A 23326-nucleotide genomic window follows, 5' to 3' on the forward strand; every position below is an offset into this window, starting at 1 on the left:
TTCGCCAATAAAATCCGTATGGCATTTTGTGCGTTTTCCCGGCTCGCGCCGCCCTACCTCTGTCTACCGGAGAACGTTTTGAAACGCACACTTTCGATGCTGGCCCTGGCCGGCGCCGGCTGGCTGGCCTGCGCCGGCGCATCCTGGGCGCAAGCCTCCCCCGCCGGCAGCGCTCCCAGACTGGCGGCGCGGCTGGCGGTCTGCGCCGCGCCGTGGAAGGCCGCCACGCCCTATCCGGCCGGCAGCGTGGCCAGCCATCACGGCGTCAACTTCACCGCCGTTTACTGGACCCAGGGCAACACGCCGGACGCCAGCAGCGGCGCGGCGGAAATCGGCCAGCCCTGGACCGCCGGCGCGCGCTGCGCGCTACCCGGCAAGGCCAAAGCGGCCAATCCGGACGCCAACTTCTCCCCCAGCACGCTGAAATTCCTGAAAGCCAACACCGGGCTGGACGGCGAGCAGTGGAACAACATCATGAAGTTGGTGAACAAGCCGGAGCAAGACTCGCTGGATTGGCCCAAGTTTTACGGCTATTGCGAGGACATCGACGACGAACGCGGCTTCACCATCGGCATTTTCGGCGCCACCACCGGCGGCCCGCGCGATCAGGGGCCGGACGGCCCGACGCTGTTCAAGGAGTTCGACGCCGCCAGCGGCGCCGGCAATCCCTCTATTGCCGGCGGACTGGCGCGCGCCGGGGTGCGCGGCGGCATGCAAGGGCCGGTGCTCAAGATCAGCGACAGCGAGAAGGTGTTCTGCGGCAAGATAGCCGCGCTGCAAAACAACGCCGCCTGGCGCGAAGCGATGTGGCAGACCTTTTACAAGGTCTACATCCAATACAGCGTGCAACAGGCGCGCCAGCGCGGTTTCGGCAGCGCGCTGACGATAGGCTCCTTCGTGGACACCGCGCTGAACCAGGGCGCCAGCGGCGGCTCCGACACGCTGCAGGGACTGCTGTCCCGTTCCGGCGGCAGCGGCGACGAAAAAACCTTCATGAACCGTTTCCACGCCGAGCGCAGCAAGGTAGTGGACACGAATGAATACAACCAGCCGCCCAATGGCAAGAATCGCGTCAAACAATGGAGCGGCCTGCTGAGCCAGGGCGAGACCGATCTGAAAGACGCCGACGCCGCGGTGCTGAAAGCCACCAGCTGGAAGATGAAGTAAACCTAGGCATGGGAAAAGGCCCTGGCCCGCGCGGCGAAACTCCCCGCGAGGGCCGGGCCTCGGCATGGAGGCTTGGCCGATGAAGGGCTGGGACGTGCGCTTCCGCCCAGGAGATTGACTACGGCGTCAACAGCGCTCGAATGTGACGATCGGCTGTTCTGGTGCTAATCAGCGTATCCAAAGCGTTCAAGCCATGGTTCAGCTCGGCCGAGCGCTCCGTCTGCCCAAGATTCGGAACAATCTGATAAGCCATGCGCCCGCTAAAAGGCTGGCGTCCGATAATTCTTTCCGCCACCGCCTGCTTCAACTCCGCGCCGCCCAACTCTGCTCCCGCCTCTTTAACGGCTTCGGCCAATGGTTGTTTCCATGGCTGCATATCGTAGTAAGGCATTTTTCCGGTCAAGGACAGAAACTCGCCCAAGGATTGATCGCCGCTGGCCATGCCTGAATGAGCAAGACACATGAAGTCATGGAAAATATTCTGCGGCAAGGCATTGGCAAAGACAATATTGAGCTGCCCCTGTCCCTCGCCCTTGATTTCCATCTTGTTTTCAAGCCGGCCCGTATCAGGATCGGCAAACGCGATATTGGCCTTGGCGAACAAGGCCGGAAAATCATGTTGCTGGCTGCGCAGGTTCAATATTTCACTGACCTTGTTTGGCAACACCTTCTTGGCGTATCCATCCAGCTGCCTCAACACCATGACGTAATTGGCGTCTTTCCCACTCCCCTTGTTCTCAGTGAGGGTGTTGGCGATAAAAACTTGCGACGCAGTAATACAAGTATCCGAACTGATGTAGGCCAGATGATAGTGACTGTCTTTCGCCAACGAAAGATTGCAGCTATCCAGTAGCTTGACCAGCTCCCCTTCAAAACGGTCTTTGACAGTATTGACAGTAAGCGGATCAACGGGCAGATAACCAATCGCCCCCTTGCCGAAACCCAGATTGAACGCGTCAACCTTGCCAAACCCCATTTTCTGCAACAATTCCTGGCGCTCCGGCAACTGCTGACTGGGAGAAGCCAATAAATCCATTTCCTCAATGAGAGCAATGTCACCCTTGGGAAATTGATATTGATCGCATAATCGATTGATGGTCTCGCCCAGCTTCTCGGTTGTCAAAATACCCACGGGAGCCACGATGAATACCGGATTACTAAGGCTGCTGGCATCGTGACCACCCCCATGCAGAGAGATATTGCGCTGACCGGAATCACTTTCGCCACCTCCATTAGCGGAGACGGGCACAATCGTCACGCGGCAGCCTTCCTCTAAAGCAAGATTGGCTATTTTATTCGCCAAGGCATGATCCCCGCCTCCCTCGCAGAATGGGTTGATTAAGACTACGTCGCGGCCACGGATTGATTTGCCTGAGAAATCCTGAACAGACTGATTTTCGCTATTGGGTACGACAGTTTGAGGCGTATAGGCTGCGATATGATTGATCGGCATGACAAAGCTCCTTTGGTTTCAGCAAAGTTACCAAGGAAGCCAGAAAGCGGCTTGTAAAAAACACTCACGCCAAAAATCAAAAACCATGCGAAACAAATAGACGTGTTGCCGATAAAAAAACACACAACGATTTATCGAGCGGCCAAGATCAGACAAGTACGCCTCATGCGAATAAAATAACGGCCTGCTGGCCAGAGCCAATGCTTCTGATGAAGATGCGCGCCGCAGTGCCGGCAGACAATAGATGGTCAGGCCTCGCCCGCCGGCTCCAGGCCCTCCTCCGCCGGCGCCGAAGCCTGCGGCGCGCGGCGCAGCCAACCCAGCGCCCGCGGATGGTCCACCCGCGGGACGCCCTGCTCCATGAGCAAGGGCAGCCGCTCGCGGGCCTCGCCGAACGGGCCGGGGTTCTGCTGGATGATCTCGATGAAATCCGGCCCGATCCGACTGACGATGGCGACGTGGCCGTAACGGTTGAACATCCAGGGCGCGAACACGATCAGGTCTTCCGCCCGCGGCGCGTCGCCGCCGCCGTTGCGGTATTGCAGCAGGCCGCGCTCGGGATTGAGCGCGCCGTTGTCCAGACGGGACTGGAAGAAATCCCGGGCATGGCCCTTGTCTTGCGGCATCTTGTGGCCAAAACGCTGATAGTAATAGCGTTTGACGAACTCCACGCACTGATAGCGCAGGCCCAGATTGTAGCCGTCCGGCGCCAGATTGCGCCCTTCCACATGCTGCACGCCGCCGTTGTAATACACGGCGACGCCGTTGAAGGCGTCCACAGGCTCGCCCACCGCGCGGCCCCAGTTGCTGTTCAGATGCGTGGCCGCCCAGTAGGCGCCGCTCAGCAGCGCGAGCAGCGTCAGCGCCGCCTTGCCCTTGCTCAGCTTCATTGCTGTCCGGGCCCGGCTTTGACCGGCTCGTCCAGCCAATCCTCCAGATGACAGGACTCGCCGGAACGGATCGCGTCGATGCGCTCCACTTGCAAGGCCGGCTTGCCGTCCCGCTCCGTGAATTCGCCCAGGATCCGGGCCGAGGTTTTGGCCTGTTCTTCCAGCGCCTGCGGCGACAGGCCCGGCCATTCCGCCAAGGGCCGGCCTTCCTGGCTCAGCAACTGATAGATAGGTTTGCCGATGCTGCAGCGGGTCAGCCGCAAGCTCCCCTCGTGCGCGCTCAGCATGCCGATATAAATATCCGCCGCCATGGCGGCAAACGGCGTCAGCGCGCCAAGGACAAACAGCATCGGTTTTCGCGGGAACATCTCGGTCTCCTTGCGGCCGCCATCGAGACAGGCGGCCTAAAATTCGATCGGCATGTTAACAGTTGCCGTGCCGATGAACCAGCCTCGCCCGGAGCGCGGCTAGCCGCCGCCGGCCGCTCTTGTTATATTGGCGGCCTTCCGTCCTCAGCCCGAACGCCGCCCATGTCCGTCCCCGCCCGTTTCCTTTTCGCCAGCCTGGCGCCGGCCCTGCTCGTTCTGCTGGCCGGCTGCAAGCCGCAGGCGATGCAGGCCAGCTACCACTGCGCCGACGCCACTCGCTTCCACTTCAGCCGCCAGAGCCAGACGGTGGAGCTGATTCGCGGCGAACAGCGTTTTCAGGGCTATATGGACGAACGCGGGCTGCTGACCTGGCCGCGCGACAAGGCCGGCCTGGGGCTGCCGGACAGCTTTTTCATCACGCGCAAGCTGCCGGATGAAATGAAGCTCTACGGCGGCTTCGCCGGCACCGGCCTGGCCTGCAAGCTGGATAAAGGCCGCTGAGCGCCGGCAAGCTATCCAAAGTTCCCCGCGCCGACCTCGCCGAAAGATCAGCGGCTAAAACCCCCATCGCCAACTTTAATGAAATAAGCATATTCCTCGCGCTGTCGGCGCGACGTCGAATCTGCTTTCTCTCACTTTCATTTTGGAGATTCACCATGGCTTGGACCGGTACTGTCGCTGCGAACAATCCCAACGGGGAACCCACCACCATCACTTACAATCCCGGCGATGTGATCACCATTGTCGCGTCGGGCTGGGCAGGCTACGGCCCGCAGCCCAACTGGGGCCCTCAGGGCGACAAGAGCCACCCCAATCAGGGCCTGATCTGCGGCGACGCCTACTGCGGCGCGCTGGTGATGAAGATCGGCGCCGGCGGCTTCATCCCGGTGAACACCGGCCTGTTCCGCTGGAAAGCGCCGGCCAACGCGCAAGGCCAGATCACGCTGTACTACAATGATGTGCCCAGCACCTACGGCAACAACTCCGGTTCCTTCCAGGTAAGCATCGGCAAAGACGCGGTCTGATCCCGCCCTTCCGCTCGCAAGCAGCCCCGCAAGGGGCTGCTCCGCGTCCTTTCCCCGCCTTCACGCTGTCCGAGCCGCTACGCGCTCAATGCTGCGCCGCCAGCCAGGCCAGAGCCGCCTTTCTATCGTCGAACACGCGAAACTGCCGGCCACGGCGCGCTTCGCTCAGGTATTCGCCAAAACGTTCGCCGTAGGCGGCGCCGTCGACGAACACCCCGGCCACGGCAAGACGGTAGTTGACCAGCTTCTGAACGAACTCGCCGGCGAAGCGGCTGCTCAAATCGAAAAAAGCCGGCGGCAAGGCCTCTTCCGCCAGCAGCACGCGCGGCGCGTCGTGCTCCGCGCACAAGGCCACCAAATCCAGCGCCTGGTCCAGGCTCGCCACCCCGGCGCTGCACTCGATCAACTTCGTCTGCTTGACGGTCGTCACTCGGGTTTCCATCGGCACGCTCTCCCTTGCATGAAAAACAAAAGCAAATCATGACTAAGACATGGCCGCGCGACAAGCGCCGTTTGAGCATGGCTTTTAAGACCTGCTCAAAGGCTCGCGAGCAAGAGCGAGCCTAGACGGCAAGCACAGAGAGAAACGTGTTTAACACCGCGTCGCCGAAGCGCGACGGACCTTGAACTGGCTCCTAGATCATTCATGCGGATTTTCAATATGGTGGTAGTACCTATATCGGCAGTCTGATCCTTAAACCATATTGATGTTTGCGCAAGCGTAAAAGAAACCGGGCCGGCGGCCGCTCCGCCCGGGCCGCCGCGGCGCTCAATGCAAGCAAGGGTTCCGTTCATGCACCGTCTCAGCCAGATCATCATGCCGGTATTGCGGGATTTGCCCGCGTCCCACCTCAAGCGCGAGCTGCTGCAAGCCTTTGAACGGCACGGCAGCCACTTCGACGCGATCGAATCCGGCTTTGCGCGCCTGACCTCGCGGCGGCAAAGCCCGGAAACGCTGCGGCGCTTTTTCCAGAGCTGGAGCCAGACCAACAATAGCGCGATGACGGTGGCCGGCATCAGCAACCGGCTGACGCTGCTGGTTCACACCGGCCAGCCGGTGGCGGACCGCGAGGCCTTGTTCGCCGCCATGGTCTGTTTGAACCGCATCGTGGACGAGGATTTGGCGGTCACGCACAAGGTGCTGCACGCGCAGATGTACTACAACATGGCCACGGGCATTGTCGGAGATGACCAGTGGCTGTCCCATGCCTATCTCCACCCCAGCGCCAAGGCCTTCAAAAGCTGGAAGGATCATCAGTCGCTGCGCGAGCCGGACCTGGCCGTCGCGCTGCTGACCACGCTGACGCACGAGATTTACACCCATGGCGAGGTGGAATTCATCCTGCCGCTGTTCCGCCGCTGGCTGACCCGGACGCTGGGCTTCGCCGAGCGAGACGCCACCCGCACGCTGGGCTGGATCAGCGTGCACTGCGGCCCCACTGAGAAAAACCACTTCTTCCACGCCATGAACGCCCTAAACCACTACGCGCGGGCCATGGCGCTGGACCTGGAGCGCTACAGCCTGGACGGCATCGTCGGCGCCTATCTGGAGCAAAAGGCGGCGGTGCTGGCGACGGTGCCGCGGGACGCCGCCGCGGAGGCGCTGTGAGCCGGCCGCGGCCTCCGCTTTTGCGGCTGGCGGACCAGACCGCCGCGCCGCCGCCCTGGCCGCCGGGCGCGCCGCCCCTATTCGCCCCGGAACAGTTGGCGCGCGCCCGCGTGGAGGTGTCCGCCGACTATCTGAGCAGCCTGCGGCGCCTGAGCGCGCTGCTGGACGCCGCCTTCCGCGCCATTGTCGGCCGCTACTTTCTGGATCCGCGCATCCGGGCGCTCTATCAGCTGCCCAAGGCCATGGAAGCGCTGCTGCGACGCGCGCACGGCCGGCCTTACCGCGTGGGCTTCTACCGTCCGGACTTCATCTACGACCGCCATGGCCAGCCGCGCATTTGCGAGGTGGGCGCGCGCTACCCGATGAACGGCTGGATGATCAGCCGCTGGCTGGGTCAGCCGGCCGGAGACGACGCCTTCTTGCAAACCTTGCGTCAATGGCATCCGCCCGGCTGCGTGGTGGCGCTGACGCACGCCCGCGAACCCGGCACCGAGATTTTCCTGCTGGCGGAAACGCTGCGCCGCGACGGCGTCCACTTTCTGTCCGCCCGGCCGGAGGCGCTCAGCGTCCGCGACGGCAAGCTGCGGCTGGACGGCCGGACGGTGAACCGCTGCATACTGGAAATGGATCGCAGCGAGCTGCCGCTGCTGCCGGACCGGGTGCTGGACCAACTGCTGGACGGCGGCGCGTATTTCAACGACATCCGCACGCTGATCCTGGTGCACGACAAGCGGGTGCTGGCGGTCCTGAATCGCGAGGACATCATGCGGGACTGCCTGGACACCGACGATTACGCGGCCTTGCGCCCCTTTCTGATCCCCTCCTTCGCGCCGGCCTCGCGGGACGAGGCCGAGGCCCTGCTGGCGCGCGCCGGCGACTTCATCGCCAAACCCAGCAGCGGCGGCCGCGGCCTGGGCTCGCTGGTGCGCTCCGCCTGCGGCGAAACCGCCTGGCGCGAACTGGTGCTGGGGCAATGGCCGCAATACATGTTCCAGGACTACATCGAGCAAAGCGAGTTCGTGGACCCGGAAAGCCGGCAGCGCATCCGACTGGTGGGCATGCAGCTGTGCCGCGACGCGGAAAGCTACGGCCCCGGCGTGTTTCGCGGCTCGGACGAGTTGATCATCAATCTGCACCAGCGCCGCGGCAAGCTGTACTCCGCCGCCGCGACGGCCTGAACCGGTTTCGCGCACAGGGGGCTTCATGCGGCATTCCGTCATTATTCCGCTGTACAACAAACGCGCCTACATCGGCGAGACCATCGCCTCGCTGGCGGCGCAGGAAAAGGCGCCGCACGAGATCATCATCGTCGACGACGCCAGCACCGACGACGGCGCGGAGGCGGCGGAGCAGGCCTTGCGCCACCACGCCCAGGATTTGAGCCGTACCCGCAGCGTGCTGCTGCGGCTGCCGCGCAACAGCGGCCCCGGCGCGGCGCGCAACGCCGGCCTGGCGCGGGCCGGCGGCGAACTAGTGAGCTTCCTGGACGCCGACGACTGCTACCGGCCGGACTGCCTGCGCTTGCTGGAGCAGAAAATGAACGAGCACCGGCTGGACCTGGCGGTGCTGGGCTACGACAGCGCGCCGCCTGAGGAACGCTTTCCGCAGCTGGACGCCTTGCGCGCCGAACTGGAGCCTTTGGAGGACGAAGCCTTCCTGCTGCCCCGCCCGCTGCGCACCGCCGGCCACCCGGACTTCTTCATGGGGCGGGCCAGCAATGTGGCCGCGCGGCGGCAATGGCTGCTGACGCAACGCTATGTGGCCGGCGCGCGGCTGAACGAGGGCATCGATTTCTGGTACCGGGTGCTGAAAGAGATCGTCGCGCACGGCGGACGCGCCGGCCTGCTGTCCGCGCCGCTGATCCGCTTCCGCATTCTGGCGGACAGCCTGTCGCACCGGCCGTGCCGGGACTGGCGGCTGCTGGCCACCCCGCCCACGGTGCTGCGCTACGCGGGCAGCCAGGACGCGGACGAATTGCGCCTGGCTCGCATGCTGGCGCAGCGCTGGCTGGACTACGCGCAAGAAGCGCTGCCGGACGCGGCGCAGCGGCGCGCCTTCCTGAGCCGCCACCGTCCGCTGCTGATCCAGCTGGGACTGACGCCGATGGACACGGCCAGGCTGCCGGCATGAAGGCGCCGCCCGCCCAGCCGCCCGCGCCGGCCCGCCAGCAGGCCTTGCTGCGCGAGTGCTTCGAACTGGCCCGCGCCCACCCCTTCTATCGAACGCTTTACCGCGGCGTGGCTTGCGCCGAAGACGCGCCGCCGCTGGAGAAGGCGACGCTGCAAGCCGCGCTGGAGACGTTTTCGCCGGAGCGGGAAGCGTCCGGCCTCTATCTGGTGCGCTCCGGCGGCAGCACCCGGGCGGCGCTGATCTTCCCGGTGGACATTGCGGAAAACCTGGCCCAGCGGCAGGCGCTGGCGGACCGGCTGCGCGCCGACGGGGTGTTCGGTCCCGCCAGCATCGCCTTGAACCTGTTCGGCTACGCCAATCTCTACCGCACCGCGGCCATCGTCGACGATGTGCTGGAACGTTGTCAGGCCACCACGCTGCCGATGAGCGCCCACGCCGCCGACACCGACATCCTGGCCGCGGCGCGGCGATTCCGCCCCAGCCACGTGCTGGGCACCCCGTCGCGGCTGGCCTTGTTCGCCGCCCATCTGGCAGCCGCCGGCGAGCGGCTGGAGATTCCGCAGCTGCTGTACGCCGGCGAAACCCTGCACGCGTCCACGCTGGCGCGGCTGCGCGCCGCGCTGGGCGCGGCCCAGGTCTGGTCGCTGTACGGCGGCGCGGAAACCGGCATCTGGGCCTGGAGCGACGCCAGCCGCCGCCCCGGCCTGTTCCGGGTGCTGCCTCGGGTGGCGGCGGAGATCCTGCAACCGGACGCCGCCGGTTACGGCCGCATCGCGGTCAGCAACGCCTGGCGGCGGCGCTTCCCGGTGTTCCGTTACTGCTTGGGCGATATCGGCCGCTGGGTGGAGTGCGACGGCGAACGCTGGCTGGAATTGCGCGGCCGCGACGGCCGGTCCTTCCGCCTCAATGAAACCACGTACGAGTTGGACGATTTCGCGCAACTGACCGGCGCGGAGCACGCTTTCCAGATCCAGCTGGACCGCGACCCGGCCGGCCGCGAGCGGCTAACCCTGCTTTTGGCCGAACATCTGGACGCCGGCCCGGAAGCGGCCTTGCGCGCGCGCCTGGCGGCTTTGCTGGGCCTGGCGCCGGATGACGGCGCCTTCGCGCTCGGCTTGACCGCGCGGGTGCGATGGCGGCTGGACCCCGTCACCAGCAAGACGCCGCCCATCGTGGATTTGCGGGACTGAAGCCGCCGGCGGACCGCCGTCCCGGCCGTCCGCCGCCCTTGCCCGCCGCGCGCTTACAAGGTCTGGAAGTAGAAGCGGTAATCGCCCTGGCCGAACAACATCGACATGCTGGTCAGATTGCTGTTGGCCGGCGTGCCCACCAGGGTCAGGATGGGAATGGAATCGTGACCGTATTGGTAGGCCTGGGTCTGCGGGTTGTAGCCGAACTGGTAGAAGGTGTCCACGCTGCCCACCTTGAAGGCGTACAAGCGGTACGTGCTGCCGTCGAACAACATCGACCAGCGGTGGAAGTCGGTGTCTCCCGGCGCGCCGGTGACGTTCAGAGTGGGAATGGAGTTGTAGCCGTACTCATAGTGGTTGGTGGAGCGGTTGAAACCGAACTGGTACAGCACCGTGGGCGCGCCCAGGCGCCGCAAATACAAGCGATAGGTGCTGGTGCTGCTGTCGTAGAGCATGGACACGCTGCTGGCGTCCGCGTCCGGCGGCGCGCCGGTGATCTTCAACTCCGGGATGGAGTGGAAGCCGAACTCGTACTTGGACGTGGCCGGATTGAACGCGGCCTGGTACAAGGTGTCCGCGCTGCTGCCCTTGAAGAAATACATCCGGTAATACTCGCCGTCGTTGAGCATGGTCCAGCGCGCCCAATTGGTGTCGCTGGGCATATTGGCGATCGACATATTGGGAATGGAGCCGCCATAGGCGAACTTATACGTGCTGGTGTTGGGCACATAGGCGAACTGATTGACTGATGGCATGACGCTTTCCTCCAAAGTGAGTCAGCTGCCCAGGCGCGGGCCCAAGGCCGGCGACCTCCCTACGGCAACAGCAGCTGACAAAACCCGCGCAAACGGCATGACGCCGGCGCGGCGCGCGGGCTGGCGCGTTCAAGCGGGTTTTGCCAGCGGTTCTACCCCTGGCTTGAGATGATGATTGCGTGATTGCGCATGGATCTCTCCTCCCCCGCGCGGCGGCGCGGGCGAACAAACAGCCACTAAGTCGTCAATCAGGGGCGGGCGCCTTGGCGCGGACGAGGCGGGGCCGATAATGGCGGCGATAGGGACTTCGACTAGCCAGTAATAGCATCTTGAAAACCGGGCGTGCCTGTACTTTCGGACTGGGTCGGCGGCTCTGGTTACAGTCGTTACATATTGCGCGCTATGCCGCCCACCGCCTCCCCCCTAAAATGCACGCCATCTGACGGCGCCGCCGGCGCGCCGCCTCATCCAAGGGAAAGCAAGATCAATGAGAACAAAGGGATTCATAAGCCTGGCCCTGGCCGCCCTGCCGGCCTTGAGCCAGGCCGCCATGCCCATCGCCCAACTGAACCAGCACGCCGAGCGGATTTTCAAGGATAGCCAGGCGGTGGGCATGGTGATGGTGGTCGTCGACAAACAAGGCGGCCTGCAACGCTTTTACGGAGAGACCCGCCCGGGCAGCCGCCAGACGCCGGACGCCAATTCGCTGCTGCGCATCGCCAGCCTCAGCAAGCTGATGACCAGCGAAGTGCTGGCGGCCATGGTCCTGGACCAACGGCTCAAGCTGGACGATCCGCTGCGGAAGTTCGCGCCGGCGGGAAGCGCGCAGTCCAAGGCTCTGGCCGGCCAGCCCATCACCCTGCTCCACCTGGCCACCCACACCAGCGGCTTCCCGCGCGAACTGCCGGGCGTCAAGCCGCGCGACACGCCGGTTTTCGTCTGGCCCAATCAGCAGCAGCGCTGGCGCTGGCTGGCCAAGACCAAGGCCCGCTTCGCGCCGGGTCAGAGCGCGCAATACTCCAATCTGGCTTACGACTACCTGGCCGACGCGCTGGCCGTCGCCGCCGGCAAACCCTATCCGGCGCTGCTGCGCGACACCGTCACCGGGCCGCTGGCCATGCGCGACACCACCTTCAGCCCCAGCCCCGCCCAATGCGCGCGCCTGCTGCGCGGCGTGGAGGCCAGTCCCTGCGTCAACACCAGCGCGGCCATAGGCAGCGGCGGCGTCTATTCCACCGCCGCCGACATGCAACGCTGGCTGCAGGACCTGGTGCGGCCGCAAAACGAGCAGCGCAAGCGCCTGTACCAGCAAACCTTCCAGATGCGCTATCAGCGCGCCGAATTGCGCAGCCTCGCCGGCATGGACGTGCCCGGCAAGGCCGACGCGCTGGGCCTGGGCTGGGTGGCGATGCACGAACAGCCGGACACCCGGCCCTTCCTGCAAAAAACCGCCGGCGGCGGCGGCTTTTTCAGCTACGTCGCCATCGATCCCCAGCGGCAGACCGCGGTATGGGTGGCGCTGACCCGCGGCAAGCAGACCCGCTACCAGGCGATGAGCGACGGCGTGAACCAGTTGCTGCTGGCGCTGAACCGCTCCTAAGAAAGCCGCTTGCGATTCGCCGCGCGTCGCGGGGCCCGATGCGGCAGACGCCGTTTCGAAATCCCCCTATCGCCCAGGCGCATGCGGCTTGATCGGACGCAAGGCCTCGCCTCGCTCGCGGGGCCTTGAACAGACGCCAAACGGCCCTGGCGACGCGCAGACGCCATGACTCGCGCCGCTCCTTCTTTTCCCACATCCTCATCGACAAGGAGGCATCGTCATGCCCGCAATGAATCGCCGCGTCCTGCTGCTGGCCTGCGCCGCGCTATCCGCCCACGCCCTGGCCGCCGCGCCTTCGCCCCAAGCCGCCGTCGACGCGGAAATCCCGGCGCTGATGCGCAAGCACGGCATCCCCGGCATGGCGGTGGGCCTCGCCGTCGACAGCGGCGTTCAGGTTTACAACTACGGCGTCGCCTCCAAGGCCGACCATAGGCCGGTAACGCGCGCCACGCTGTTCGAGATCGGCTCGCTCAGCAAAACCTTCACCGCCGCGCTGGCCAGCTACGCCCAGGCCGAAGGCCGGCTCTCGCTGGCCGACCCCGTGACCCAGCACCTGCCGGCGCTGGCCGGCGGCGGCCTGGAACGGGTCACGCTGCTGAACCTGGGCACTCAGACCTCAGGCCTGCCCTTGTTCGTGCCGGACGACGTCGACAACGCCGGCACATTGCTGCGATTCATGCGGCGCTGGCGCCCCAGGCAGCCGGCGGGCGGGCAGCGGGTCTATTCCAATATCGGCATCGGCGTCCTGGGCCAGATCGCCGCCGCCAGCATGCGCATGCCCTACGCGGCGGCGGTGGAAGGCAGGATCTTCGCCAAGCTGGGCATGGACAGCAGCTTCGTCAACGTCCCCGCCCAGAGAATGCGCGACTACGCCCAGGGCTACGACAAGAACGACAGGCCCGCGCGGCTGACTCCGGCCCTGCTGGCGGACGAGGCCTACGGCGTCAGGACCAGCGCCACCGACCTGGCGCGCTTCCTCAACGCCAATATGGGCCTGCTGCCCATGGCGCCCAAGCTGCGGGCCGCGCTCGAGGACACCCATATCGGCTACTACCGCGCCGGGGTGCTGACCCAAGGCCTGATCTGGGAACAATACCCGTATCCGGTGGACCTGCCGCGGCTGCTGAGCGGCAATGCCCCCGCCTACATCTATCAGGGCATGCCGGCGCAGCGCCTGGATCCGCCGCTGCCGCCGCAAACGCGGGCCTTCATCAACAAGACCGGGTCCACCAACGGCTTTTCGGCTTACGCCGCCTATATCCCGGAAAAACGACTGGGCATCGTGCTCTTGGCCAACAAGTCCTATCCGCTGGCCGAGCGAGTGAGCGCCGCCTACCGCATCCTGGCGCGGCTGGACGGCGGACTCGCGCCCGCCGCTCAACCATGATCCCGCGCGGCCATCGTCGCTAGCCGGCGGCCTTGAGCACAACGATGGACGCGACCAGCAGCGACAGATAGGCAAGCTTTTTATTGCTCTTTTTATCGCCCCAGAACAGGATGCCGGTCACCACCGTGCCCACCACGCCAATCCCGGTATAAGCGGCGTAAGCAATCGACATGTCTATGGTTTTCATCGCCCAGTAGAGAAGAAACAAGGAGCTGCTCAAGCCCGTCGCATACAGCGCGCAGCCCCTGACATACCGCTTCAGCGCGATGTCCCGGATCCCCACCACCACCAGAATTTCCAGCACGCCCGCCGCCAACAGATAAAGCCAGTCCATTTCAGTCTTTCACTTGCTTGAGTTGCACCACCGAAAACAGGATCACCGCAATCGCCAGCATCGCCACCGGACTGAACGGCTTGCCGAACAAGGCCACATCCAACAGATAAGCGCCTACGGTTCCGAAGATCACGAAAAACACATAGGCGGTCGACGCGCCCATTCTCTTGGTCGCCAGCACCAGCAAGGAGAAACTGCCGATGATGCAGACAATGGTCGCCAACCATTCCAATGCGCTTTCCGAGCGCTTCAAACCCGCGGCCCACAGTACTTCCAAACCGCTGGCAAACAGCAACAACACCCAGCTAAGCATCTTTGAACGCCCCTTCCCCGACTCAATCATCAAAGCCCGTTCAGCCGTCGCGGCACACGCCCGGAGCCTGTTTACGCGCCCTCGGGCAAGAACGGAAAAACCCTGCGGCGGCCCACTTGATAATGAGCGCGCCAAGAACGTCTTCAGCGCTCCGCCAATCGCTCGATATCTTGGAACGCGTCCCGCCACTCCTGCTCGCTCATCTCGGCCAGGCCGAAGTAGCGCAGCATGAACGCCCCTTCCACCGCCAGATAGGCCACGCGCGCGCGGCGGCCCTCCTCGGTGGCCACGTCCAGCTTGCCCAAGCGCTCGGCATGCCAGGCCCGCACCCAGTCTTTCTGATCCTTGGACTCCAGCATGGCGCTCAGATGGCAGGCGGCGCGGGCGATCAAGGCCTCTTCCGTCGCGGTGATGCGAACATGGGTTTTGACTTGCTCGACGCTGGACAGCTGTTCGGCGGCGACGCCCGCGGTTTTCTCGAAACACGCGTCGTAGTGCTTGCCCCAGCGCTCCAACATGGCGTTGACCAGATTGCGCTTGGCGCCGAAACAGGACTGGACCCCGCCCTTGCTGATGCCCACGGCCTTGGCCACGGCGTCTATGGTGAGGGCGGCCGCCCCCTTGTGTTCTATGATCTCTTCCGCCGCGTCCAACACCTGATTGCGATCGATGGATCTGGGTTTGCTCACGATGCCTCCCGGCTCATTGAATACATACGTATGTATTCTATTGAATCCCAGGAAATAGCGTCAAGCGCGCGATGGGCGTCGCAACTAGGCCGGCGCCAGCTCCTGAGTAAACAAGGTCTGGCCGGCCACGTCCTTCAGCCTCACCGTCATCGCGCGGCTGCGGGCGTCTATGTCCACCTGGCCGAAGAACTGCATGCCGGCCAGCGGCGACAGGTTCTGCGTCTCCGGCGCCTTCTGGTACACCACCTTGGGGCCGAAAGTCATGTCCAGCGGATTGGGGCCGAAGGTGCCGGCGTTCAACGGACCGGAGACGAACTCCCAGAACGGATTGAAGTCCGCGAAGGCGGCGCGTTCCGGATGGTAATGATGGGCGGCGGTGTAATGCACGTCGGCGGTGAACCACACCACGTTGCGGATATCGCGGCGCTTGATCTCGCCCAGCAGCCAGGCCAGCTCCAGTTCGCGCCCCAGCGGCCGGCCGTGGTCGCCGTTGGCCATCGCCTCCCAGCGCGCGCTGCCGTCCGCGTTCTTGCCGTCGGCCACCTGCAGGCCCAGCGGCATGTCCGCCATCACCGCCTTCCAGACGCCCTTGGAAGCCTGCAAGCCTTCCAACAGCCATTGCAGCTGCGCCCGGCCCATGAAGTTCGCGCCCGGCTCGCCCTCCCGCTGCAGATTGGCGCCGTTGGCGTCGCGATAGCTGCGCATGTCCAGCACGAAGACATCCAGCAACGGCCCCTGCGGCAGATGGCGATACACCCGCTCGTCCTCGCCGTTGCCGTGAAGCCGCAGCGGCGCGTACTCCAGAAAGGCGCGGGTGGCGCGCGCCTGCAACACGCCTATGTTTTTCTCGTGGTAACGCGGGTCGGCGGACAAGTCCTTGCCGTCGGACCAGTTGTTGACCACCTCGTGGTCGTCCCATTGCCAGATCTGCGGCACCTCGGCGGCAAAGCGCCTCACATTGGCGTCCATCAGGTTGTAGCGGTAGCGGCCGCGGTATTCGTCCAGCGTCTCCGCCACCTTGCTCACTTCCGGCGTCAGCAGATTGCGCCAGATCTTGCCGCCCTCCACCGCCGTCTCGGCCGCCATCGGGCCGTCTGCGTAAATGGTGTCGCCGCAATGCACGAAGAAATCCGGCCGCTGCCGGCGCATGGTTTCGTAAATGCGCATTCCGCCCCAGTCCGGATTGATGCCGTAGCCCTGGCCGGCGGTGTCGCCGGACCAGACGAAGCGCAGATCGCGCGCCGTTTCCGCCACAGTGCGAAAGCTCCCTGTCACCGGCTCGGACCAGGCCCGCGGATGGACCGCGTCTTCAAAACGCGCTCTCACATACAGCCGCTCGCCGGCCGGCAGGCCGCTCAGATCCACGCGCGCGGTGAAGTCGCCGGCCTCGGTCGCCCAGGGGCCCCGCACCTGGCGCGGGCTGGCGAAGCGCTCGCTGCGGTCCCACTCCACCACCAGGCGCGCGGTCCGGTCGGAGCGCGCCCAGACAATGGCGCGGTCCGCGCTCGCGTCACCGATCTGGATGCCGGAATTCATCAGCGGGCGCAAACGGTCCGAGGTGACGACGGCCGGCGCAGCCAGCGCCGGCCCGGCCAGCAACAGGCCGCCTCCGGCAAGCGAGGTTTTCAAAAAACGGCGGCGATCCATGGCGTTCTCCGGTGTTGATCAAGACAGTCAAAACGTCGATCTTGCCGCGGCAAGATGACGCCAGGATGTCCCGCTAGCGGGTTTTACGTATTTCATTCGCGCGCTTGATCGCATATACCTCAAACACCCGCCGCGCGGCCCTCCGAGCCGGCCCGCAGTCAACGGGCTCCGCCAACAGGTTCAAAGGAAAGCACATGCTCTGGGACCCCGGGCCGCCCCCGCCTTTCTCCTCGCTGTTCGAGCACGCTCCGCTGGCAAGCTATCAGGCTCTCCCGGCCAAATTCCGCCTGGAATGGGGCCCCGTCTACTACCGCGGCCGCCTGGACGGCAGCGCCAAGGTGCTGATCGTGGGACAGGACCCGTCCGCCGATGAAAACCTGACGCGCCGCGCCATGGTCGGCACCGCCGGCCAGCGGGTGCAGGGCTTTTTGCGCAAGCTGGGCCTGGACCGTTCCTACGTGATCGTCAACGCCAGCCTGTACAGCATTTACGGCCAGTTCGACGCCGAGATGGCCGGCTTCATGGACCAGGCCGCCGTGCGCGCCTGGCGCAATCAATTGCTGGACCAGCTCAAGCAACCCGGCCTGCAAGCGGTGATCGGCTTTGGCAAGGCGGCGGCCAAGGTGCTGGACGACTGGCCCGGCGCGGCGTCCTTCAAGGCCGCGCAGCGGCTGTTCCAGCCGCAGCATCCCACCGCGCGCTCGCCCGGCGCGCTGCTCAAATCCTGGAACCAGACCCTGGCCGCGCTGGCGCCCTTGCTGAACCCGGACCCCGGCCTTGCGCCGGACCCCACGCCCTATGAGCTGACGGGCTTTCGCGAGCAGGATCTGGCGCGGATTCCCGCCGCGGACCTGCCCTTCGGCATGCCGGCCTGGCTGGGCCAGGGCGATATGGCCACGCGGGTGATCAAGGGCCAGGCCAAACTGAAAACCCCGGCCGCCAACGCCTCCATTCTGTGGACGGCGCAGGCGGACCAGGGCTGAACCGGCGGGAGAAGCAAATGAAAAGCCTGGGATGGCTGCTGTGCGCCGCCGCGCTGTTGCCGGCCCACGCCGGGGTAACGGTGACGCCGGGCGACGACGAATACTTGGTGATACGCGGTCGCCTGGTGCTGGCGGAACAAGAGAGCGACGGCCGGCTGGTGCTGGCCGGCGACCGCATCGTCTGCGCCGGCGCGGACTGCGCCGAGCCCCCCGGCGCCACCGTGCTGGACGTGAGCGAGGGCTACGTCTTTCCCGGCTTCATCGACGCCCACAACCACGTGGCCTACAACGCGCTGCCCAAGTGGACGCCGCCCAAGCTCTACCAGAACCGCGGGCAATGGCAGCGCGCCGCCGCCTACAAAACCTTCAAACGCCCCTACGATCAATTGAAGAAAAGCGGCCTGATCTGCGAAATGGTGAAATACGGCGAGGCCAAGGCGCTGATCAGCGGCGTCACCACCATACAAGGCTCGCCCGCCGGCCGCTGCCTGCAAGGGCTGATCCGCAATGCGGAGAACCCCCAGTCCGGCCTGCCGGTCTCCTCCGCCCACGTCCGCACCTTCATCCTGGACGTCGGCGGCGCGCCCAAGATCGACTGGAACGCGACCGACGCCTTCCTGATCCACGTCGCCGAAGGCGTGGACGCCGACGCGCTGGCGGAATTCTCCACGCTCAAGGCCAAGGGCCTGCTCGCCCCCGGCACCGCCGTCATCCACGGCACCGCCTTCGGCGACGAGGAGTTCCGCCAGATGGGCGCGGCGGGCAGCAAGCTGATCTGGTCCCCGCAAAGCAATCTGGCCCTGTACGGCCGCACCACCCGCGTCGACCTCGCCTTGCGCCACGGCGTGCCGGTCTCGCTGGGCGTGGATTGGAACCCCACCGGCAGCGACAATCTGTTCGACGAACTGCGCGTGGCGGAAAGCGTCAACCGCCGGCAATTCCAAAGCGCGATCCGGGAACGGGACTGGGTGGCCATGATCACCCGCCACCCGGCGCGGGCGCTGGCCCTGGACGACTACATCGGCGAACTGCGCGCCGGCCTGAAAGCCGACGTCGTCATCCTGTCCAGCCGCGCCGCCGCCCCCGGCCAGGCGCTGCTGGACGCTAGACTGCGCGACGTGGCCGCGGTGCTGGTGGACGGCCGGCTGCTTTACGGCGACAGCGACGCGATGGCGGCGGCCGGCCGCGCCGATTGCGACGCGCTGACCGTGGACGGCGCGCCCAAACGGCTCTGCATGCAAACCGCCAAAACACCCAAGGGCGAGCAGCGGCTGGACGACGTCCGCGCCGCGCTGCGCAAGGTCTATGCCGGCGTGGCGCCGCTGGCGCCCTGAGCCCGCCAGTCAAAGTCCGCGCCCCGCGACAGCGCCGATCCGGCGGCGCGCCCCCATGCCCGCCGGTCCCCGCGGCGTCTCCGGCATGCGTGGATACGCAATGGACATTCCACTCCCTGCTTACGAGTGCATATGCTATAAAACAGCAAAATATGATTAATTCATAAACACCAAATCCGTTGATCAATGGAGCTTTGGCGCATGCAGCAAACTCCCGCCTCCGGCAACGACGCCTTCGAGTTTCTGTCCACGCTGCCGCCCAGCCGCGCGCAGCGCCGGCTGGCCCTGGCCGCCATCGTGGTGTCCATGCTGGTCTTCGTCTGCGCGCTGCCCTTCGCCAAGCTGCCCCTGCCCAAGGTGCCCGCCTTCATTCCCGCCTATCAGGCGGCGATGGCGGTCTGCGATCTGGTCACCGCGGCGCTGCTGTTCGGCCAGTACGCGATCTTGCGCGCTCGCGCCCTGCTGGCCTTGGCGACGGGCTATTTGTTCACCGCGCTGATGGCGATGGCGCATTCGCTGACCTTCCCCGGCGTGTTCGCGCCGGGCGGCCTGCTGGGCGCCGGGCCGCAGACCACGGCCTGGATGTATATGTTCTGGCACGGCGGCTTTCCGCTGATGGTGCTGGCCTACGCGCTGCTCGCCCAGCGCAACGACGGCCCCAAGCGCTTCGCCAGCGCGCTGCCGGCGGTGCTGGGCTGCGTCGCCGGCTCTCTGGCGCTGATGGCGGCGCTGACGGCGCTGGCCACGCTGGGCCACCCCTGGTTTCCCCCCATCATGCAAGGCAGCCGCTACACCCCCATCATGTTCGGCGTGGTGTCCGCGGTTTGGGGCTTCAGCGCGCTGGCGCTGCTGCTCTTGCTGCGGCGCTGGACGCGCACCTTGCTGGATGTCTGGCTGGCGGTGGTGATGACGGCCTGGCTGTGCGACATCGCCCTGTCCGCCATGCTCAACGCCAGCCGCTTCGACCTGGGCTTTTACGCCGGCCGCGGCTACGGCCTCTTGTCCGCCAGCTTCGTGCTGATCATCCTGCTGCTGGAAAACGGCCTGCTTTACGCGCGGCTGGCGGACACCGCCGGGCAATTGCGCGTGGCCAAGCAGCAGGCGGAAGACGCCACCCAGGCCAAATCGATGTTCCTGGCCAATATGAGCCATGAAATCCGCACCCCGATGAACGCCATCATCGGCATGTCCTATCTGGCGCTTAAAACCAAGCTGAGCGGGCAACAGCGCGACTACGTCAACAAAATCCACAACGCCGGCACCTCCCTGCTGGGCATCATCAACGACATCCTGGACTTCTCCAAGGTGGAGGCCGGCAAGCTGGAAATGGAGGCCGAACCGTTCTGGCTGGACGATGTGCTGGAGGCGGTGTCCTCGCTGGTGGCGCAAAAGGCGACGGACAAATCGCTGGAATTGCTGTTCGAAGTGGGCTCGGACGTGCCCAAGGGGCTGGTGGGCGACGCCCTGCGGCTCAGCCAGGTGCTGATCAATTTGAGCAATAACGCGATCAAGTTCACGGAAAAGGGCCAAGTGGCCATCATCATCAGCCGGCTGGAACAAGTGGGCGACAAGGTCCAGCTGCGTTTCTGCGTGCACGACACCGGCATCGGCATGAGCGAGGAACAGGCGGCGCGGCTGTTCCAGCCGTTCAGCCAGGCGGACGGCTCCACCACCCGCCGCTTTGGCGGCACCGGCCTGGGCCTGACTATCGCCAAGCGGCTGGTGGAGCTGATGGGCGGCTCCATCCGGGTGGAATCCGCCCCCGGCTGGGGCAGCCTGTTCATGTTCAACGCCTGGCTGGGCGTGTCCTCCGCCGTGGACACCCGCCGCCAGGGCCTGCCCGGGGAGATCAAGGGCCTGCGCGTGCTGGTGGTGGATGACAACGCCTCGGCGCGGGACATCCTGTCCGACCAGCTGCGCTCGCTGGGCTTCTACGCCCACGCCTGCGCCTCCGGGCCCGAGGCGGTGGCGGCGATCGCCCAGGCCAATCTGGACCGGCCTTTCGACGCGGTCTTCGTGGACTGGATGATGCCGGGCATGAACGGGGTGGAAACCATCTCCCAGATTCGCAGCATCAGCCGCAGCATCAAGGTGGTGCTGGCCACCGCCTTCGGCCGCGACGACGTGCGCGCCCAGGGCGAACTGAGCGGCTGCGACGCGGTCCTGATCAAGCCCGTCAGCCTGTCCTCGCTCTACGACGTGGTGCTGGCGATGTTCGGACCGCAGCGGGATCACGGCCTGGTGGCGCTGACCGAGGAATTGCCGCGGCTGGACGGCGTGCGCCTGCTCTTGGTGGAAGACAATCTGGTGAATCAGCAGATCGCCGTGGAACTGCTGGGCGACGCGGGCGCGCTGGTGACCTTGGCCAATCACGGCGGCGAAGCGCTGGCGCGTCTGGCCGCGATGGGGCCGCAAGGCTTCGACGCGGTATTGATGGATGTGCAGATGCCGGTGCTGGACGGCATCTCGGCCACCCGGCAGATCAAGGCCGATCCCCAGTTCGCCTCCTTGCCGGTGCTGGCGATGACGGCCGACGCGCTGTCTGAGGAACGGGAGGACTGCATGAGCGCCGGCATGGACGACTACATCGCCAAGCCGATAGACCCGCATACGATGTTCCAGACCCTGCTGCGCTGGGTGAAGCCGATACCGCCGGGCGCGGAGATCCACCGCGCCGCCTCGTCCGCGCTCGCGCTGCCGGACATCCCCGGCCTGGATCAACAGGCCGGCTTGAAACGCGTGGCCGGCAAGCGCGAGCTGTATCTGCACCTGCTGCGCCAATTCATCGCCGAGGAAGCGGACGCCGCCGCGCGGCTGTCCGCGGCGCTGGAAATCGGCGACTACGTCCAGGCCGAACGCACCGTGCACACGCTCAAAGGCGTCAGCGGCAATGTGGGCTGCGTGCAGTTGCAGGAGGCGGCCACCGTGCTGGAGCGGGATTTGCGCGCGCGCGGCGCCATTCGTCTGGCGCCGCTGGAACAGGCGCTGGAACAGGTGATGACGGCGCTGCGCGCCGGTCTGGAAGCGGAAGACCGCTTATCCGGCGCCGGCGCGCCGACGGCGGACGCCCCGGCCGGCCCGGCGCTGCTGCAACAACTGGCCGCCCTGCTGGCCGCCAGCGACGGCGACGCGCTGGAACTGTTCCTGCAACAGACGCCGGCGCTGCGCGCCCTGTTCGGCCCCGATGAATTCGCCGACTTCGAAAAAGCGCTGAACCACTTCGATTTCGTCAACGCGCTGACTCTGTTGCGCCACGCCGCGGCCGCCCAGCGCATCCCCTTGCCGGAGGACATAAGATGACGGACTCCGCCCCGGCGGCCCCGCGTCAGACCGTTCTGATCGTGGACGACACCCCTGAAAACCTCACCTTGCTGTATGGCTTGCTGAAAGACCATTATCGGACCCAAATCGCCAACAGCGGCGAGCGCGCGCTGGAGCTGCTGGAAGGCGACGCGCTGCCGGATTTGCTGCTCTTGGATGTGATGATGCCCGGCATCGGCGGCTTCGAGACGTGCCGCCAGGTCAAGGCCAACCCGCGCACCGCGCGCATCCCGGTGATCTTTCTGACCGCGATGGGCGAGAACGAGAACGAACAGGCCGGCTTCGACGCCGGCGCGGTGGATTACATCATCAAGCCCATCTCGCCGCCCATCGTGCTGGCCCGGGTCAAAACCCATCTGAGGCTCAAGGCCGCCGCCGACTTTCTGGAAGACAAGGCCGCCTTCCTGCAAACCGAAGTGGAACGCCGCATCCACGAAGTGCAAGTGGTTCAGGACGTCACCATCCTGGCGCTGGCCTCGCTGGCGGAAACCCGCGACCATGAAACCGGCAACCATCTGCGCCGGACGCAGAACTACGTGCTCGCCCTGTGCACCCAATTGCGCAATCACCCGCGCTTCCAGGCCGTGCTGGAAGAGGAGACCATCCAGGAACTGTTCAAATCCGCGCCCTTGCACGATATCGGCAAGGTGGGCATTCCGGACGACATCCTGCTCAAACCGGGCAAGCTGACGCCGGAAGAGTTCGAAATCATGAAAACCCACACCACGCTGGGACGCGACACCATCGCCGCGGCGGAGCGGCTGCTGGACTCTCCCAGCAGCTTTCTGCGCCACGCCAAGGAGATCGCCTACAGTCATCAGGAGAAATGGGACGGCAGCGGCTACCCCCAGGGCCTGACCGGCGACGACATTCCGGTGTCCGCCCGGCTGATGGCGGTGGCGGACGTCTACGACGCCCTGATATCCCGCCGCGTCTACAAGCCCCCCTTCCCCCATGAGCAGGCGGTCGCCATCATCCGCGAAGGCAGCGGCAAGCATTTCGACCCGGACATCGTCGCCGCCTTCCTGAGCATGACGGAAACCTTCCGCGCCATCGCCCTGCGCTATACCGACTAAGAACCGCCTCCCAACCAAGCGCCGCGCCAAGACCGCGCCGTATTCCGCAACAGCA

At 65.5% G+C, this 23326-nt stretch carries 22 protein-coding genes; 13 read left to right on the forward strand and 9 right to left on the reverse strand.

All coding sequences use genetic code 11. The annotated features are described in order from the left end of the window. Window positions 1-78 precede the first annotated feature (78 nt). Window positions 79-1167 (forward strand): chitosanase, encoded by a 1089-nt coding sequence (locus tag ACODRW_RS11590; RefSeq protein WP_227103522.1) that lies wholly within the window; start codon window positions 79-81, stop codon window positions 1165-1167. Between the two features lie 118 nt (window positions 1168-1285). Here ACODRW_RS11590 and ACODRW_RS11595 read toward each other — a convergent pair whose 3' ends face one another. From ACODRW_RS11595 to ACODRW_RS11605, 3 genes are all read right to left on the reverse strand, one after another. Continuing rightward, window positions 1286-2620, reverse strand: coding sequence for a glycoside hydrolase family 3 protein (locus ACODRW_RS11595; RefSeq protein ID WP_474453661.1), 1335 nt, complete (start codon window positions 2618-2620; stop codon window positions 1286-1288). A gap of 248 nt (window positions 2621-2868) precedes the next feature. Then, entirely contained in the window at window positions 2869-3510 is a 642-nt protein-coding gene (locus ACODRW_RS11600; RefSeq protein WP_488905803.1) for a CHAP domain-containing protein, read from the reverse strand. Further along, window positions 3507-3878, reverse strand: coding sequence for a hypothetical protein (locus ACODRW_RS11605; protein WP_199225877.1), 372 nt, complete (start codon window positions 3876-3878; stop codon window positions 3507-3509). Before ACODRW_RS11605 ends, ACODRW_RS11600 begins: the two co-directional genes overlap by 4 nt. Window positions 3879-4040: 162 nt before the next feature. Here ACODRW_RS11605 and ACODRW_RS11610 point away from each other — a divergent pair, with 162 nt between their 5' ends. Beyond that, window positions 4041-4379, forward strand: a complete 339-nt coding sequence (locus ACODRW_RS11610; RefSeq protein ID WP_253315298.1) for a hypothetical protein — start codon at window positions 4041-4043, stop codon at window positions 4377-4379. 155 nt (window positions 4380-4534) lie between these two features. Continuing rightward, window positions 4535-4903 (forward strand): LecA/PA-IL family lectin, encoded by a 369-nt coding sequence (locus tag ACODRW_RS11615; RefSeq protein ID WP_107799565.1) that lies wholly within the window; start codon window positions 4535-4537, stop codon window positions 4901-4903. A gap of 85 nt (window positions 4904-4988) precedes the next feature. On the opposite strand, the gene ACODRW_RS11620 is transcribed toward ACODRW_RS11615, so the two are convergent. Continuing rightward, entirely contained in the window at window positions 4989-5345 is a 357-nt protein-coding gene (locus ACODRW_RS11620; RefSeq protein WP_253315299.1) for a DUF4180 domain-containing protein, read from the reverse strand. Between the two features lie 351 nt (window positions 5346-5696). On the opposite strand from ACODRW_RS11620, the gene ACODRW_RS11625 reads away from it, so the two are divergent. From ACODRW_RS11625 to ACODRW_RS11640, 4 genes are read left to right on the forward strand one after another with little or no spacing between them, the layout of a single operon-like run. Next, window positions 5697-6512: a hypothetical protein gene (locus tag ACODRW_RS11625; protein WP_488905804.1), complete on the forward strand. Its 816-nt coding sequence runs from the start codon at window positions 5697-5699 to the stop codon at window positions 6510-6512. Beyond that, window positions 6509-7690, forward strand: a complete 1182-nt coding sequence (locus ACODRW_RS11630; protein ID WP_488905805.1) for a hypothetical protein — start codon at window positions 6509-6511, stop codon at window positions 7688-7690. The genes ACODRW_RS11625 and ACODRW_RS11630 overlap by 4 nt, the downstream gene beginning before the upstream one ends. 25 nt (window positions 7691-7715) lie before the next feature. Further along, a complete protein-coding gene (locus ACODRW_RS11635; RefSeq protein ID WP_107799569.1) occupies window positions 7716-8642 on the forward strand; it encodes a glycosyltransferase family 2 protein in 927 nt (308 codons plus the stop codon). After that, complete coding sequence (locus tag ACODRW_RS11640) at window positions 8639-9832, forward strand: hypothetical protein (RefSeq protein ID WP_488905806.1); 1194 nt, start codon at window positions 8639-8641, stop codon at window positions 9830-9832. Before ACODRW_RS11635 ends, ACODRW_RS11640 begins: the two co-directional genes overlap by 4 nt. Before the next feature lie 53 nt (window positions 9833-9885). Here the strand turns inward: ACODRW_RS11640 and ACODRW_RS11645 are convergent, their stop codons facing one another. Beyond that, window positions 9886-10587 carry a hypothetical protein gene (locus ACODRW_RS11645; RefSeq protein WP_107799571.1) on the reverse strand — a complete coding sequence of 234 codons (702 nt, stop codon included), beginning with the start codon at window positions 10585-10587 and terminating at the stop codon, window positions 9886-9888. 487 nt (window positions 10588-11074) lie between these two features. Here ACODRW_RS11645 and ampH point away from each other — a divergent pair, with 487 nt between their 5' ends. Further along, window positions 11075-12187, forward strand: coding sequence for a D-alanyl-D-alanine-carboxypeptidase/endopeptidase AmpH (ampH, locus tag ACODRW_RS11650; protein WP_488905807.1), 1113 nt, complete (start codon window positions 11075-11077; stop codon window positions 12185-12187). A gap of 220 nt (window positions 12188-12407) precedes the next feature. Continuing rightward, on the forward strand, window positions 12408-13574 hold the full coding sequence (gene blaCHC / locus ACODRW_RS11655) for a CHC family extended-spectrum class C beta-lactamase (RefSeq protein ID WP_488905808.1): 1167 nt from the start codon (window positions 12408-12410) through the stop codon (window positions 13572-13574). Between the two features lie 19 nt (window positions 13575-13593). On the opposite strand, the gene ACODRW_RS11660 is transcribed toward blaCHC, so the two are convergent. The 4 genes from ACODRW_RS11660 to ACODRW_RS11675 form a co-directional block, all read right to left on the reverse strand. Next, complete coding sequence (locus ACODRW_RS11660; protein ID WP_488905809.1) at window positions 13594-13908, reverse strand: DMT family transporter; 315 nt, start codon at window positions 13906-13908, stop codon at window positions 13594-13596. Window position 13909: 1 nt separating this feature from the next. Further along, entirely contained in the window at window positions 13910-14221 is a 312-nt protein-coding gene (locus tag ACODRW_RS11665) for a DMT family transporter (protein WP_235088289.1), read from the reverse strand. 143 nt (window positions 14222-14364) lie between these two features. Next, window positions 14365-14910, reverse strand: a complete 546-nt coding sequence (locus ACODRW_RS11670) for a TetR/AcrR family transcriptional regulator (protein WP_488905810.1) — start codon at window positions 14908-14910, stop codon at window positions 14365-14367. A gap of 84 nt (window positions 14911-14994) precedes the next feature. Continuing rightward, entirely contained in the window at window positions 14995-16557 is a 1563-nt protein-coding gene (locus tag ACODRW_RS11675; RefSeq protein WP_488905811.1) for an alkaline phosphatase D family protein, read from the reverse strand. Window positions 16558-16751: 194 nt separating this feature from the next. Between ACODRW_RS11675 and ACODRW_RS11680 the strand changes: the two genes are divergently transcribed. From ACODRW_RS11680 to ACODRW_RS11695, 4 genes are all read left to right on the forward strand, one after another. Then, window positions 16752-17540: a uracil-DNA glycosylase family protein gene (locus tag ACODRW_RS11680; RefSeq protein ID WP_107799578.1), complete on the forward strand. Its 789-nt coding sequence runs from the start codon at window positions 16752-16754 to the stop codon at window positions 17538-17540. Window positions 17541-17557: 17 nt separating this feature from the next. Continuing rightward, a complete protein-coding gene (locus ACODRW_RS11685) occupies window positions 17558-18874 on the forward strand; it encodes an amidohydrolase family protein (RefSeq protein WP_488905812.1) in 1317 nt (438 codons plus the stop codon). Between the two features lie 201 nt (window positions 18875-19075). Further along, the gene (locus ACODRW_RS11690) at window positions 19076-22174 is read left to right on the forward strand and encodes a response regulator (protein WP_488905813.1); all 3099 of its coding nucleotides are present in this window, start codon (window positions 19076-19078) and stop codon (window positions 22172-22174) included. Continuing rightward, on the forward strand, window positions 22171-23271 hold the full coding sequence (locus ACODRW_RS11695) for a response regulator (RefSeq protein WP_107799581.1): 1101 nt from the start codon (window positions 22171-22173) through the stop codon (window positions 23269-23271). Before ACODRW_RS11690 ends, ACODRW_RS11695 begins: the two co-directional genes overlap by 4 nt. Window positions 23272-23326: the final 55 nt, after the last annotated feature.

Source organism: Chromobacterium sp. FG89 (genome assembly GCF_057808735.1).